Source organism: Pseudescherichia sp. (genome assembly GCF_031979925.1).
GTDB lineage: Bacteria > Pseudomonadota > Gammaproteobacteria > Enterobacterales > Enterobacteriaceae > Pseudescherichia.
In genome coordinates, this window is sequence record NZ_DALZFB010000012.1 from 72,449 (window position 1) to 84,790 (window position 12,342).

General features: G+C 56.0%; 14 protein-coding genes. 6 read left to right on the plus strand and 8 right to left on the minus strand.

The genetic code is table 11. The features are described 5' to 3' along the window. Positions 1 to 96: 96 nt before the first annotated feature. The 4 genes from RTM13_RS17510 to cysD are packed head-to-tail and all read right to left on the minus strand — an operon-like array spanning position 97 to position 3,418. Entirely contained in the window at positions 97 to 420 is a 324-nt protein-coding gene (locus tag RTM13_RS17510) for a DUF3561 family protein (RefSeq protein WP_312213696.1), read from the minus strand. Positions 421 to 467: 47 nt separating this feature from the next. After that, a complete protein-coding gene (cysC, locus tag RTM13_RS17515; protein ID WP_312213698.1) occupies positions 468 to 1,073 on the minus strand; it encodes an adenylyl-sulfate kinase in 606 nt (201 codons plus the stop codon). Beyond that, positions 1,073 to 2,500 (minus strand): sulfate adenylyltransferase subunit CysN, encoded by a 1,428-nt coding sequence (cysN, locus tag RTM13_RS17520; RefSeq protein ID WP_312213700.1) that lies wholly within the window; start codon positions 2,498 to 2,500, stop codon positions 1,073 to 1,075. Before cysN ends, cysC begins: the two co-directional genes overlap by 1 nt. Before the next feature lie 9 nt (positions 2,501 to 2,509). Continuing rightward, positions 2,510 to 3,418, minus strand: a complete 909-nt coding sequence (cysD, locus tag RTM13_RS17525) for a sulfate adenylyltransferase subunit CysD (protein ID WP_042387833.1) — start codon at positions 3,416 to 3,418, stop codon at positions 2,510 to 2,512. Positions 3,419 to 3,716: 298 nt separating this feature from the next. Here cysD and RTM13_RS17530 point away from each other — a divergent pair, with 298 nt between their 5' ends. The 5 genes from RTM13_RS17530 to RTM13_RS17550 all read left to right on the plus strand — a co-directional run bounded on the left by RTM13_RS17530 (position 3,717) and on the right by RTM13_RS17550 (position 6,422). Then, complete coding sequence (locus tag RTM13_RS17530; RefSeq protein ID WP_312213702.1) at positions 3,717 to 4,763, plus strand: aminopeptidase; 1,047 nt, start codon at positions 3,717 to 3,719, stop codon at positions 4,761 to 4,763. Between the two features lie 94 nt (positions 4,764 to 4,857). Then, positions 4,858 to 5,106: a type II toxin-antitoxin system antitoxin MazE gene (gene mazE, locus RTM13_RS17535; protein ID WP_312213704.1), complete on the plus strand. Its 249-nt coding sequence runs from the start codon at positions 4,858 to 4,860 to the stop codon at positions 5,104 to 5,106. Continuing rightward, positions 5,107 to 5,439, plus strand: coding sequence for an endoribonuclease MazF (gene mazF, locus RTM13_RS17540; protein WP_312213706.1), 333 nt, complete (start codon positions 5,107 to 5,109; stop codon positions 5,437 to 5,439). Positions 5,440 to 5,511: 72 nt separating this feature from the next. Beyond that, entirely contained in the window at positions 5,512 to 5,955 is a 444-nt protein-coding gene (locus RTM13_RS17545; RefSeq protein ID WP_268106928.1) for an antitoxin Xre/MbcA/ParS toxin-binding domain-containing protein, read from the plus strand. After that, the gene (locus tag RTM13_RS17550) at positions 5,952 to 6,422 is read left to right on the plus strand and encodes an RES family NAD+ phosphorylase (RefSeq protein WP_312213710.1); all 471 of its coding nucleotides are present in this window, start codon (positions 5,952 to 5,954) and stop codon (positions 6,420 to 6,422) included. The genes RTM13_RS17545 and RTM13_RS17550 overlap by 4 nt, the downstream gene beginning before the upstream one ends. 85 nt (positions 6,423 to 6,507) lie before the next feature. Here RTM13_RS17550 and cysH read toward each other — a convergent pair whose 3' ends face one another. From cysH to cysJ, 3 genes are all read right to left on the minus strand, one after another. After that, on the minus strand, positions 6,508 to 7,242 hold the full coding sequence (gene cysH / locus RTM13_RS17555; protein WP_312213712.1) for a phosphoadenosine phosphosulfate reductase: 735 nt from the start codon (positions 7,240 to 7,242) through the stop codon (positions 6,508 to 6,510). A 90-nt stretch (positions 7,243 to 7,332) separates the two neighbouring features. Further along, positions 7,333 to 9,045 carry an assimilatory sulfite reductase (NADPH) hemoprotein subunit gene (cysI, locus tag RTM13_RS17560; protein WP_312213714.1) on the minus strand — a complete coding sequence of 571 codons (1,713 nt, stop codon included), beginning with the start codon at positions 9,043 to 9,045 and terminating at the stop codon, positions 7,333 to 7,335. Next, on the minus strand, positions 9,045 to 10,856 hold the full coding sequence (gene cysJ / locus RTM13_RS17565) for an NADPH-dependent assimilatory sulfite reductase flavoprotein subunit (protein WP_312213716.1): 1,812 nt from the start codon (positions 10,854 to 10,856) through the stop codon (positions 9,045 to 9,047). Before cysJ ends, cysI begins: the two co-directional genes overlap by 1 nt. Before the next feature lie 305 nt (positions 10,857 to 11,161). On the opposite strand from cysJ, the gene queD reads away from it, so the two are divergent. Further along, entirely contained in the window at positions 11,162 to 11,524 is a 363-nt protein-coding gene (gene queD / locus RTM13_RS17570) for a 6-carboxytetrahydropterin synthase QueD (RefSeq protein ID WP_103818306.1), read from the plus strand. Between the two features lie 64 nt (positions 11,525 to 11,588). Here the strand turns inward: queD and queE are convergent, their stop codons facing one another. Then, positions 11,589 to 12,260, minus strand: coding sequence for a 7-carboxy-7-deazaguanine synthase QueE (gene queE / locus RTM13_RS17575; protein WP_042387845.1), 672 nt, complete (start codon positions 12,258 to 12,260; stop codon positions 11,589 to 11,591). Positions 12,261 to 12,342 lie beyond the last annotated feature (82 nt).

Genomic DNA, 12,342 nt, shown 5'->3' on the forward strand with positions numbered 1-12,342 from the left:
ACGCTGCCAAATGTACCATACCTCACGCGCTCCAGGCACTGTCCACTCCTGGAAACATCGTCTTAAAAAGCGTTACGGTTTGAATTATGGCGTGCTTTAACCCATCAGCCACATAAATAGCATGCTAAACATGGCGACGCTGGCTAACGCCGTTGCCAGGCTGCTATAGACCAGCCTGCCGTTGAGCAAAGAGTGGATTGCCACACCTACCACAACCGCAACGGGCATCAGGGCCAGAAAGAACGGCCAGGTATAGAGAAAGAAAAAGAGGGTGTTAGAGCCGTACAGCAGAAAAGGTATGCTTATCGCCAGCAGCCATGAGGCAAAGCCAACGACGGCCCCTGGCAGTGACCAGGTCGGTTCGTCGTTAGCAACGCCGGTTTCAGATGGATTGATAGTAATATTCTGGCTATTGCGCATAGTGGATCCTGTGACCTGACTTGCCGGGCGCAACACCCGGCGTTGTCTCAGGATCTGATAATATCGTCCCGTTTCAGTAGATCTAATAATTGAGCCACCAAATTTGTTACCAATTGTTCGCCGTCAAGGTGCACCTCTGGCGATACCGGAGCCTCATATACGGAATCGATCCCGGTAAAATGGCGTAGTTCACCGGCACGCGCCTTTTTATATAGCCCTTTTGGATCCCGCGCTTCGCAGGTAGCCAGAGAGGTATCAACAAAGACCTCGTAGAAGCGCCCCTCACCTACGCGCTCGCGCACCATCTGCCGCTCCGCACGGTGCGGAGAGATGAAAGCAGTCAGCACCACCAGCCCCGCATCCACCATCAGCCGGGCCACCTCGCCCACGCGGCGAATGTTCTCCTTGCGATCGTCGTCGCTGAAGCCCAGATCGCTACACAGGCCGTGGCGCACGTTATCGCCATCAAGCAGATAGGTGCTGACGCCCAGCCGGTGCAGCGCCTCCTCCAGCGCACCGGCAACCGTGGATTTACCCGAGCCGGATAGCCCAGTAAACCACAGCACAACCCCACGGTGACCGTGGAGTTGCTCCCGCTGCTGCGCGGTGACGGGATGGGCGTGCCAGACGACGTTCTCGTCATGCTCCGCCATTATTTGCCTCCCAGCAGATTGCGTGCGCCCCAGTGTGGGAAGTGCTTACGTACCAGGGCGTTCAGCTCCAGCTCAAAGGCGCTGAACTCAGACGGTGTTGCAACAGCATCAGCGTTCGGCTGATTGACCATACCTGCGCCGACGGTGACGTTGCTCAGGCGGTCGATAAAGATCATCCCGCCGGTAACCGGGTTGTCCTGATACTTATCCAGCACCAGCGGCTCGTCAAAGGTCAGGTCGACCAGGCCGATACCGTTAAGCGGCAGCGCATCGACGCTGCGCTGGGTCAGGTTGTTAATATCTACCTGGTACTGAACGCCGTCTACCCGCGCCCGGGTCTTCTTGCCCGCGATTTTGATGTCGTAGCTCTGGCCCGGGGTCAGCGGCTGTTCGGCCATCCACACCACGTCCACCGCCGCGCTCTGTACGGCTGGCAGGCTCTCCTGCGCATCCAGCAGCAGATCGCCACGGCTGATATCGATCTCATCTTTCAGCACCAGCGTGACCGCTTCGCCCGCGCCCGCTTCCTGCAGATCGCCATCGAACGTCACAATACGCGCAACCGTGGACTCTACGCCGGACGGCAGCACCTTGACGCGCTGGCCAACCTTAACGCTACCGGAGGCAACGGTACCGGAGAAGCCGCGGAAATCGAGGTTCGGGCGGTTAACGTACTGCACCGGGAAGCGCATCGGCTGGGTTTCCACTACGCGGTGGATCTCAACGCTCTCCAGCACTTCCAGCAGCGTCGGGCCGCTGTACCACGGCATGCTCGCGCTCTGGCTGGCAACGTTATCGCCCTCCAGCGCGGACAGCGGAACAAAGCGGATATCGAGGTTACCCGGCAGTTGCTCGGCAAAGGTCAGGTACTGCTGGCGAATCGTTTCAAAGGTCTCTTCGCTGAACTCCACCAGGTCCATTTTGTTTACCGCTACCACCAGGTGCTTAATGCCCAGCAGGGTAGAGATAAAGCTGTGGCGACGGGTCTGATCCAGCACGCCTTTACGCGCGTCGATCAGCAGGATCGCCAGATCGCAGGTGGAGGCCCCGGTGGCCATGTTACGGGTGTACTGCTCGTGCCCAGGGGTATCAGCGATAATGAATTTACGCTTTTCGGTAGAGAAGTAGCGGTAGGCCACGTCAATGGTGATACCCTGCTCACGCTCGGCCTGTAGGCCATCTACCAGCAGCGCGAGGTCGAGCTTTTCGCCCTGGGTACCGTGGCGCTTGCTGTCGTTGTGCAGCGTGGAGAGCTGATCTTCATAAATCTGGCGCGTGTCGTGCAGCAGACGGCCAATCAGGGTACTTTTACCGTCATCGACGCTGCCGCAGGTCAGGAAGCGCAGCAGGCTTTTGTGCTGCTGAGCGTGCAGGTACGCTTCGACGCCGCCTTCGTTAGCAATTTGTTGGGCAATAGTGGTATTCATGGCGGCTCCTTAGAAGTATCCCTGGCGTTTTTTCAGCTCCATCGAGCCGGCTTGGTCACGGTCGATGACGCGCCCCTGACGTTCGCTGGTGGTGGAGACCAGCATCTCTTCGATGATCTCCGGCAGCGTCTGGGCGTCAGACTCTACCGCGCCGGTCAGCGGCCAGCAGCCGAGGGTACGGAAGCGCACCATGCGCTGTTTAATCTCTTCGCCCGGCTGCAGGTCGATGCGATCGTCATCGATCATCATCAGCATGCCGTCACGTTCCAGCACCGGACGTTCAGCCGCCAGGTAGAGCGGAACGATTTCGATATTTTCCAGGTAGATGTACTGCCAGATATCCAGCTCGGTCCAGTTTGACAGCGGGAAGACGCGGATGCTCTCACCCTTGTTGATCTGGCCGTTGTAGTTGTGCCACAGCTCCGGACGCTGGTTTTTCGGATCCCAGCGGTGGAAGCGGTCGCGGAAGGAGTAGATACGCTCTTTCGCCCGGGATTTCTCCTCGTCGCGGCGCGCACCACCGAAGGCCGCGTCAAAGCCGTACTTATTCAGCGCCTGCTTCAGCCCTTCCGTCTTCATGATATCGGTGTGCTTGGCGCTGCCGTGCACGAACGGGTTAATCCCCATCGCCACCCCTTCCGGGTTTTTATGCACCAGCAGTTCGCAGCCGTAGGCTTTGGCGGTACGGTCACGGAACTCATACATCTCACGGAATTTCCAGCCAGTATCGACATGCAGCAGCGGGAAAGGCAGCGTGCCCGGATAGAAGGCCTTGCGTGCCAGGTGCAGCATAACGCTGGAGTCTTTACCGATGGAGTACATCATCACCGGATTAGAAAATTCAGCCGCCACCTCGCGAATAATATGGATGCTTTCCGCCTCCAGTTGTCGCAGGTGGGTGAGTCGTTTTTGATCCATAACCGTTCCTTAAAGGGAAATTTACCACACGAGACGATCTGTTCTGTGCGTCTGTTATACGTCGCATGAGTCGCTAAAAACAAAGGATAGAGGGACTATAGGGGGCGTCTAAGGACGAATGAAATTACGAATTGGAATGAGTAGTTACTCAATGGAATAACGTTGAGCAAAAGCAAATATCAAAAAGTGCTTAACGCGAGAAAATACGGGCGTTTAAGCGTAATCGAAATTGTGTAACTGCGATCACAGTTTCATACTAAGCACGTCAAAAATTTTGCTTCATTTTTAAGGACTCACTATGTTTCCCGCATTGCGCCACCTCGTTGTAGCTCTGGCGCTCGGTGTGTGCTTTACCGTGCCGGCGCAGGCAAAAGCCAGTCAGCCCGGCGAGATGGCCAGCGAGCAGGCCCGCCATATTGCTACCTATTTCCCGGGCCGCATGACCGGCACGCCTGCGGAGATGCTATCAGCTGACTATCTGCGCCAGCAGTTTGAACAGATGGGCTACCAGAGCGACATCCGCAAGTTTAACAGCCGCTATATCTACACCTCACGCAATAAGAATCAGAACTGGCACAACGTGACCGGCAGTACAGTGATCGCCGCCCATGAAGGCAAGCTGGCCCAGCAGATCATTGTGATGGCGCACCTCGACACCTATGCTCCGCGCAGCGATGCCGATAGCGATAACAACCTCGGCGGCCTGACGCTGCAAGGGATTGATGATAACGCTGCCGGTCTGGGGGTGATGCTGGAGCTGGCGGACCAGCTTAAGCATGTTCAGACCCAGTACGGCATTCGATTCATCGCCACCAGCGGCGAGGAAGAAGGACGGCTGGGCGCGGAAAATCTGTTGCAGCGCATGAGCAACGCCGAGAAGAAAAATACGCTGCTGGTGATCAACCTCGATAATCTGATCGTCGGCGACAAACTCTACTTTAACAGCGGTAAAAGTACGCCTGCCGCAGTGCGCAAGCTGACCCGGGATCGGGCCTTAGCCATTGCCCGCCAGCACAGTATTACCGCCACCACCAATCCTGGCCTGAACCCGGACTATCCGAAAGGCACCGACTGCTGCCACGATAGCGAAGTGTTCGATCGCGCGGGTATTCCGGTGCTCTCCGTCGAGGCCACGAACTGGTCGCTGGGGAAAAAGGATGGCTACCAGCAGCGAGCAAAAACCAAAGCCTTCCCCGACGGCACCAGCTGGCATAACGTCCGGCTGGATAACCAGCAGTTCCTCGACAGCGCCCTGCCCGGCCGCATTGAGCGCCGCAGCCGCGACGTGATGCGCATCATGCTGCCGCTAATGAAAGAGCTGGCGAAAGCGGAGAAAGGTGCCTGAAGCTGATGGTGTGGGATTTGGGCCCTATGATACATTGTGTCTACACCAAAAAATATCTACAATGTAGACACAGGCTGTATACCATGAGGTAGATATGATTCGCAGTAATGTAAAACGTTGGGGAAACTCTCCTGCGATCCGGATCCCAGCAACGTTAATGCAGGCCCTTAATCTTAATATTGATGATGAAGTTAAGATCGATTTGGTAGAGGGTAAGCTTGTCATCGAACCAGTAAGAAGTGAGGCTGTGTTTTCGCTTGCAGAGCTGGTTGAAGATATCACGTCCGACAACCAGCATGAGCTGGTGGACTGGGGTAAACCTGAAGGTAAGGAAACCTGGTAAATGATAAGTCGATTCGTACCCGATTCAGGGGATCTCATATGGGTTGATTTTGACCCAACTAAAGGAAATGAGCAGGCAGGACATCGTCCTGCCGTGGTGCTAAGTCCATTCATCTATAACAATAAAACAGGGCTTTGCCTTTGTGTTCCCTGTACCACAAAAGCAAAGGGCTACCCTTTTGAAGTAGAACTCTCCGGTGAGCGTAACGCAGTAGCGCTTGCCGATCAGGTGAAATGCATCGCCTGGAAAGTCAGAAACGCAGCGAAAAAAGGCAGAGTAACAGAGCAGGAACTAGAAGTGATCAGAGCTAAGGTTAAGGCCTTAGTAGGGTAATACTTCAAGCGGTTAATATTTGCCCATGAGCCACCATATGGATATAATTAAATTACCAAATGGAGGTTAACCATGAAAACGTTTAGCGTATCCACGACTCAGGCCAGGCCGCCCCGTTTATGGCAGGTGGCTGGTTTAAACAATGCTGATGGTGTGGCATTACTGGGTCAGATTAACGAAGGCCTTGATGGCAAAGTTGCTAGCCTGATCGTTGACTGGGCCAAGATAACGCAAAACGACCTGCGCAAAATGTCAGGTATCCCATCAACCACATTCAGCCGCAGTCTGAAAGCACGATTCAGTGCCGATCAGAGTGAACGGCTGGTACGCATCATTCGTGTCCTTGATCGGGCGGTAGAGCTGTTTGAAGGTGATAAGGATGAAGCGCAAAAATGGTTAAATGAGCCTAACCGTGCGCTGGGCTGGAAAGTGCCGGCAGATCTGATGGCATCCGAAACCGGGGCTTATGAAGTCATGAAGCTGATCACTCGTCTGGAGCATGGGGTCTACTCTTGATCCTCTATCGGCTGACAAAAACAAAGTATCTTTCTACAGCCTGGACAGGATATGGAGCAAAAGAGGCTGGGGGCCGCTGGAATAACGTTGGCACGGCGATGGTTTATGTATCAGAAACCGCTTCGCTCACTATGCTGGAAACCCTGGTGCATCTGCGTGCAGCGCAGATTATGGACTATTTCACGCTATTGAGTATTGATGTGCCTGATGACCAGGTTCAAAAGGCCAATATGGAAGAAATACCTGATAACTGGGCTGATGAAGAAGCGCCACCAGAACTGGCCACTTACGGGGACGCATGGTGCTTCACTAAAGCATCCATCGCCCTGCGTGTGCCCAGCGCCTTATCCCCCGTGGAATATAATTACCTGCTGAATCCTGAACACCCGGCTTTCTTCGGGCTTACACAAAAATCAAAAGCCATTCCGTTTCAATTTGACAGCCGGTTAAAACCCGATCGCAAGTAATGAAGCGTGCCGATCTCGAGAAAATTAACAGAAATAAATCCCAAAAAAAATGCCGACCTAAAAGTCAGCATTTTCATAAGGTTTATCACCCTTCGTGCAGCCCGCATTCGCGCTTGAGGCCAAAGAAGCGGGTCTCTTCTTCCGCCATGCCCGGCTCCCATTTGCGGGTTGTGTGCGTATCACCCACCGAAAGGTAACCCTGGTCCCACAGCGGGTGGTACTTCAGCCCGTGCTTTTGCAGGTACTGATAGACGGTACGGTTGTCCCAGTCGATGATCGGCAGCACCTTAAACACGCCGCGCTGGACAGCCAGCACCGGCAGCGTGGCGCGACTGCCTGACTGCTCCCGACGCAGGCCGGCGAACCAGGTCTGCGCATTCAGCTCTTTCAGGGCGCGGTTCATCGGCTCCACTTTGTTGATCTCATTGTACTTCTCAATGCCTTCGACACCCTGCTCCCACAGCTTGCCGTAGCGCGCTTCCTGCCATGCCGGACTCTGCTCCGCACGGTAAATCTTCAGGTTCAGCTTGAGCTTGTCCGCCAGCTCATCAATGAACTGGTAGGTCTCAGGGAACAGGTAGCCGGTATCGGTGAGGATCACCGGAATATCCGGGCTGATCTGGTTAACCAGGTGCAGGCTCACCGCCGCCTGGATACCAAAGCTTGAGGAGAGCACGTACTCACCGGGCAGGTTCTCTAGTGCCCAGACGACGCGCTCTTCCGCGCTCAGTTTTTCCAGCTGGCCGTTAGTCTCTGCCAGCGCAAGAATGCGTTCGACTTTTGGCAGATCGTTTAAAGCAGTAAGATCGAGTCTGGACATATACCCCTCACTTCTGCCGGGCGACACTGCGTTTGCCCGGCCTACGGTTTTGTAGGCCCGGTAAGCGAAGCGCTACCGGGCATGACTACGTTACTCCCAGAAATCCCGCGCCGGATCCAGCACCGGACGGATAATCCCGGTACGGATGGTGAAGTCGCCGAAGCCTTCGCCCGCTTCACGCTCTTTCGACCAGCGGCCTACCAGCACGTCGATAGAATCAAGGATCTCTGACTCGGTGATGTTCTCACGGTACATGCGCGGAATACGCGTACCCATACGGTTGCCGCCAAGATGCAGGTTGTAACGCCCCGGGGCTTTACCTACCAGACCCATCTCCGCCAGCAGCGCACGGCCACAGCCGTTCGGGCAGCCAGTCACGCGCATCACGATGTGATCGTCGCCAACGCCGTGCTTCTCCATGATCGCTTCGACTTTATCAACAAAGCTCGGCAGGAAACGCTCCGCTTCCGCCATCGCCAGCGGACAGGTCGGGAAGGCGACGCAGGCCATGGAGTTCTCGCGCTGCGGCTTAACCGCATCCATCAGTCCATGGGAGCGTGCCAGCTTCTCAATCTTCGCCTTCTGGCTCTCCGGCACGCCCGCGACGATCAGGTTCTGGTTCGCGGTCAGGCGGAAGTCGCCCTTATGGATCTTCGCGATCTCCAGCAGGCCGGTTTTCAGCGGACGATCCGGATAATCAAGGATGCGACCGTTTTCGATAAACAGCGTCAGGTGCCATTTGTTATCGATACCTTTTACCCAGCCGATGCGATCTCCGCGGCCGGTAAACTCATACGGACGAACCGGCTCAAACTTCATGCCTGCCCGACGCTCAACTTCCGCTTTGAAAGTCTCGACGCCCACACGCTCCAGTGTATATTTGGTCTTAGCATTTTTACGATCGGTACGGTTGCCCCAGTCGCGCTGGGTGGTCACTACCGCTTCCGCCACCGCCAGGGTGTGCTCCAGCGGCAGGAAGCCAAACTCACTCGCGGTGCGGGCGTAGGTTTTCTTGTTACCGTGCTCGATAGAGAGACCGCCACCCACCAGCAGGTTAAAGCCGATCAACTTGCCATTCTCTGCGATAGCGATAAAGTTCATGTCGTTGGCGTGCAGATCGACGTCGTTCTGCGGCGGGATCACCACCGTGGTTTTGAACTTACGTGGCAGATAGGTCTGCCCAAGGATCGGCTCTTCGTCGGTGGTCGCTACCTTCTCCGCGTCATGCCAGATCTCAGCATAGGCACGGGTGCGCGGCAGCAGATGCTCAGAGAGCTTCTTCGCCCACTCGTAGGCTTCCGCGTGCAGCTCGGACTCAATCGGGTTAGAGGTGCAGAGCACGTTACGGTTCATGTCGTTGGCGGTCGCCAGCGCGTCCAGACCCACTTCATGCAGCATCTGGTGGGCAGGCTTGACGTTCTTCTTCAGGATGCCGTGATACTGGAAGGTCTGACGGTTGGTCAGCCGAATGCTGCCGTAGATGGTCTTCTCTTCGGCGAACTTGTCGATGGCCTGCCACTGCGCCGGAGTGATGATCCCGCCCGGCAGACGGCAGCGCAGCATCATGGCGTGGCGTGGCTCCAGCTTCTGCTCGGCGCGTTCAGCACGAATATCGCGGTCATCCTGCTGATACATACCGTGGAAGCGGATCAGCAGAAAGTTGTCACCTTTAAAACCGCCGCTGAGGCCGTCATTCAGATCTTCAGCAATCGTACCGCGCAGGTAGTTGCTCTCACGTTTCATACGCTCGGCGTCGGTCAGTTTACCTTCGACCACCAGCGGACCTGGGTGTTTATCGCTCATTAGTAGACATCTCGCTGATAACGGCGCTCTACGCGCAGCTCACTTAAATATTCGTCAGCCGTTTCGGTATCCATGCCACCGAACTCGGCAATCACTTCCAGTAAAGCCTGCTCAACGTCGCGCGCCATACGCGTCGCGTCGCCGCAGACATAAATGTGCGCGCCTTCGTTGATCCAGCGCCACAGCTCTGCGCCCTGTTCGCGCAGTTTATCTTGTACGTATATTTTTTCTTTCTGGTCGCGGGACCAGGCCAGATCGATGCGGTTCAGCACGCCCTCTTTGACGTAGCGCTGCCACTCCACCTGGTACAGGAAATCTTCCGTAAAGTGCGGGTTACCGAAGATCAGCCAGTTTTTACCCGGCGCTTCGTCCGCTGCACGCTGCTGCATAAAGGCGCGGAACGGTGCGATGCCGGTGCCTGGGCCAATCATGATCACCGGTGTTTCCGGGTTAGCAGGCAGGCGGAAGTTATCATTGTGCTCAATAAACACGCGGATCTCGCCATCCTCTTCCACGCGATCGGCGAGGAAGCCTGATGCGCCGCCAGTGCGGGCGCGGCCTTCAACGTCATAGCGCACCACGCCAACGGTGACGTGCACTTCGCTCTCTACTTCCGCCTGGGATGAGGCGATGGAGTAGAGGCGCGGAGTCAGCGGACGCAGCAGGCCAATCAGCGCCTCGGCATCCAGCTGGGCGGCAGAGAAGCGCACCATGTCGACGATCGGCGTTGTGGCAGCGTAGTGCTGAAGACGGGCCTTGTCGCCCACCATCGGCATCAGGGTTTCGCTGCGGCTCAGCTTAGCGTAGTTCTCAACGATGCTGGCGGTGTTTACCGTCAGCTCAAAGTGCCACTCCAGCGCCTCAGTGAGCGGCAGCGTCTTGCCATCCACGCTAACCGGCTCGTCGCCTTTCAGCCACAGCAGCTCTATCAGCTCGCGCACCAGCTCCGGATCGTTCTGGTACCAGACGCCCAGCGCGTCGCCCGGCTGATAGCGCAGGCCAGAATCACCCAGATCGATCTCGATATGGCGCACGTCTTTCTCAGAGTCGCGGCCGGTGATCTTCTGGTTGACGGCGAGCGTCGCCACCAGCGGCTCTTCTTTAGTATAGGGGCTGGAGAAGACCTCGTTGACCGCGCCGGTAGCGGTGACCGCTGCCTGAGCTGGGCTTTCGGTCGGCACGCGGGCCTTCAGAATATCCACGATGCGCGTACGCCACTCGCTGGCCGCCGCCTGATACTCGACGTCGGCATCCACGCGATCCAGCAGGCGCTCTGCGCCCAGCTCCGCCAGCTTGCTGTCAAAGTCTTTACCGCACTGGCAGAAGAATTCGTAGGAGGTATCGCCCAGGCCAAAGACAGCGAAGGCTGCGCCATTAAGCTTCGGTGCTTTTTTCGAGAACAGGAACTTATGCAGTGCGACCGCCTCTTCCGGCGGCTCCCCTTCCCCCTGGGTCGAAGCAACCACAACCAGCAGCTTTTCATTGGCAATTTGTTTGAATTTATAGTCGCCAGCGTTAACCAGGTTGACGTTGAGCTTCGCCGCCAGCAGATCGTCACGCAGCGCTTCCGCTACGCGACGGGCGTTACCGGTCTGCGATGCGCTAAGCAGCGTGATCGTCGGCGTCTCTGCCGCCGGGGCCGGTGCTGCGGCCATTGCTGCTGCACCAGGCTGCTGGTTAAGCACGCCCCAGAAGTAGCCGGAAACCCAGGCGAGCTGAGTCGGTGTTAAATCGGTGGTGGCTGCCTGAAGGCGTGCCAGCTGCTCCGGGTTCAGCGGAAGCAAAGCGGAAGGTGGGGCCTGTGTCGTCATGCGTCGTTATGTTCCAGTAAGCAAAGCTATTAAAAAAGCGTAAAAACAGAACAGAGTGTAAGGGTAACGGCGTGAATAATAACAATTAAAGAAGGGTTGGAAATAACAAATAACTAAAAACGCTAACCGCTTTTAGTCATAGTTATTAACAGTAAAACAGGTTGATTAATTAATTGATTTAGAAGGATAAAATAGAGGTTTCACCCTTGCACCCCAGGCTTTACCGCTTTTGCCTGTTTTAGTTAATGCCAAAAATGGTCAATTCCGGTAGTATGCGGCGGTTTTTGCCTGTCTGAGAATTCATCATGTCTACCACGTTATTTAAAGATTTCATCTTCGAAGCCGCTCACCGTCTGCCACACGTGCCCGAGGGCCACAAATGCGGTCGCCTGCATGGCCACTCGTTTATGGTGCGCCTGGAAATTACCGGTGAAGTCGATCCCCATACGGGTTGGATCATGGACTTCTCCGAGCTGAAGGCCGCCTTCAAGCCGACCTATGACCGACTGGATCACTACTATCTCAACGATATTCCTGGCCTGGAGAACCCGACCAGCGAAGTGCTGGCGAAGTGGATCTGGGATGAGATGAAGCCGCTTGTGCCGCTGCTGAGCGCGGTGACAATCAAAGAGACCTGTACGGCGGGTTGCGTCTATCGCGGAGAGTAAAATGTCGCGGTGCAGTTAACCCAGGCCCGGTAAGCGTTAACGCCACCGGGCGTATCGGTTTATATCAGGCAATATTCAGGTATTTATGCGTCTGCATCGACAGACGCCAGTTGCGCGCAATACAGGTCTCAATGCACAGACGCGTCGCATCCTCTTTCTGGCTGATCGGCTGAAGTGCGATCACACGCGGCTTATCGTCGTGCAGGGTCGCCAGCAGTTCATCCAGCGCCTCAACGTCGCGCATCCGGCCAACCGGGTGCTTGATCTCATCTGCACGATCCAGCGCCTGCTGTAAAATATCGTACCCGCCGCGCATATTTACCTTCGGTGAAACCGTTACCCAGGTATTGGTCGAGGTGCGTACTTCGTGCGTGCCGCTGGTTTCGATCTGGCAGCTAAAGCCGTTTTTCTCCAGCAGCATGGTCAGCGGGATCAGATCGTGAATGCAGGGTTCGCCGCCGGTAATCACCACATGGCGGGCGGTATAGCCCTGACGCTCAATGATGGCCAGCAGATCTTCACTGCTTGCCGGGCCCCACTTGTCGCTCTCTTTGGTTTTCGCCAGCACGCTGTAAAGGGACACTTCTCGATCGGCGAGCTTATCCCAGGTGTGCTTGGTGTCGCACCAGGCACAGCCTACCGGGCATCCCTGCAGACGGATAAAAATAGCGGGAACGCCGGTAAAGTAACCCTCGCCTTGCAGGGTCTGGAACATCTCATTAATCGGGTACTGCATACTCATCTCTGTTTGGCTATAAAAGGTAAGTATCGCAGATCCCTGCCCTAAGGTCATGTGCCGCAGCTGCGCTATTGCAGCA

Bases quoted from the DNA above. Each gene is read 5' to 3' on its own strand.
- RTM13_RS17510 (WP_312213696.1), bottom strand. From the start codon at position 420: ATGCGCAATAGCCAGAATATTACTATCAATCCATCTGAAACCGGCGTT.
- cysC (WP_312213698.1), bottom strand. From the start codon at position 1,073: ATGGCGGAGCATGACGAGAACGTCGTCTGGCACGCCCATCCCGTCACC.
- cysN (WP_312213700.1), bottom strand. From the start codon at position 2,500: ATGAATACCACTATTGCCCAACAAATTGCTAACGAAGGCGGCGTCGAA.
- cysD (WP_042387833.1), bottom strand. From the start codon at position 3,418: ATGGATCAAAAACGACTCACCCACCTGCGACAACTGGAGGCGGAAAGC.
- RTM13_RS17530 (WP_312213702.1), top strand. From the start codon at position 3,717: ATGTTTCCCGCATTGCGCCACCTCGTTGTAGCTCTGGCGCTCGGTGTG.
- mazE (WP_312213704.1), top strand. From the start codon at position 4,858: ATGATTCGCAGTAATGTAAAACGTTGGGGAAACTCTCCTGCGATCCGG.
- mazF (WP_312213706.1), top strand. From the start codon at position 5,107: ATGATAAGTCGATTCGTACCCGATTCAGGGGATCTCATATGGGTTGAT.
- RTM13_RS17545 (WP_268106928.1), top strand. From the start codon at position 5,512: ATGAAAACGTTTAGCGTATCCACGACTCAGGCCAGGCCGCCCCGTTTA.
- cysH (WP_312213712.1), bottom strand. From the start codon at position 7,242: ATGTCCAGACTCGATCTTACTGCTTTAAACGATCTGCCAAAAGTCGAA.
- cysI (WP_312213714.1), bottom strand. From the start codon at position 9,045: ATGAGCGATAAACACCCAGGTCCGCTGGTGGTCGAAGGTAAACTGACC.
- cysJ (WP_312213716.1), bottom strand. From the start codon at position 10,856: ATGACGACACAGGCCCCACCTTCCGCTTTGCTTCCGCTGAACCCGGAG.
- queD (WP_103818306.1), top strand. From the start codon at position 11,162: ATGTCTACCACGTTATTTAAAGATTTCATCTTCGAAGCCGCTCACCGT.
- queE (WP_042387845.1), bottom strand. From the start codon at position 12,260: ATGCAGTACCCGATTAATGAGATGTTCCAGACCCTGCAAGGCGAGGGT.